The organism is Streptomyces sp. NPDC032940 (assembly GCF_040636935.1).
Taxonomy (GTDB): Bacteria; Actinomycetota; Actinomycetes; order Streptomycetales; family Streptomycetaceae; genus Streptomyces.
Map to the genome: position 1 here is coordinate 1 of NZ_JBEZVJ010000094.1, position 1152 is coordinate 1152.

The window sequence follows — 1152 nt, forward strand, 5'->3', positions numbered from 1 at the left end:
CCGACGTGTTCGGGCTGCGCGACGCCATGTTCCGCGGTGAGCGGATCAACATCACCGAGGACCGCGCCGTGCTGCACACCGCGCTGCGCGCCTCGCGGGACGCGGTGATCGAGGTCGACGGCGAGAACGTCGTGCCCGAGGTCCACGCCGTGCTGGACAAGATGGCCGGCTTCGCGGACCGGGTCCGTTCCGGCGAGTGGACCGGCCACACCGGCAAGCGCATCCGCAACGTCGTCAACATCGGCATCGGCGGCTCCGACCTCGGCCCCGCCATGGCCTACGAGGCGCTGCGGGCCTTCACCGACCGCTCGCTGACCCTCCGCTTCGTGTCCAACGTGGACGGCGCCGACCTGCACGAGGCGGTCCGGGACCTGGACCCGGCCGAGACCCTCTTCATCGTGGCGTCCAAGACGTTCACCACCATCGAGACCATCACGAACGCCACCTCGGCCCGCTCCTGGCTGCTGGCCGGTCTCGGAGGCGACGAGAAGGCGGTCGCGAAGCACTTCGTGGCCCTGTCGACGAACGCCGGGAAGGTCGCGGACTTCGGCATCGACACGGCCAACATGTTCGAGTTCTGGGACTGGGTCGGCGGCCGCTACTCGTACGACTCGGCGATCGGGCTGTCCCTGATGATCGCCATCGGCCCGGACCGCTTCCGGGAGATGCTCGACGGCTTCCGCATCGTCGACGAGCACTTCCGCAACGCCGAGGCCGCGGACAACGCCCCGCTCATCCTCGGACTGCTGGGCGTGTGGTACGGCAACTTCTTCGACGCCCAGTCGCACGCCGTGCTGCCGTACAGCCACTACCTGTCCAAGTTCACCGCCTATCTCCAGCAGCTCGACATGGAGTCCAACGGCAAGTCGACGGACCGTCAGGGCCGTCCGGTGCAGTGGCAGACCGGGCCGGTGGTGTGGGGCACGCCGGGCACCAACGGGCAGCACGCCTACTACCAGCTCATCCACCAGGGCACGAAGCTGATCCCGGCGGACTTCATCGGCTTCGCCCGGCCCGCGGCCGAGCTGAGCGACGAGCTGAAGGCCCAGCACGACCTGCTGATGGCCAACTTCTTCGCCCAGACCCAGGCCCTCGCCTTCGGCAAGACCCCGGACGAGGTGCGGGCCGAGGGAGTGCCGGAGGAACTGGTCC

At 68.9% G+C, this 1152-nt stretch carries 1 protein-coding gene; it reads left to right on the top strand.

The window, feature by feature from the left end:
* The coding region (gene pgi, locus AB0E77_RS34255) for a glucose-6-phosphate isomerase (RefSeq protein WP_361578949.1) at positions 1-1152 on the top strand (1152 nt) is incomplete at both ends.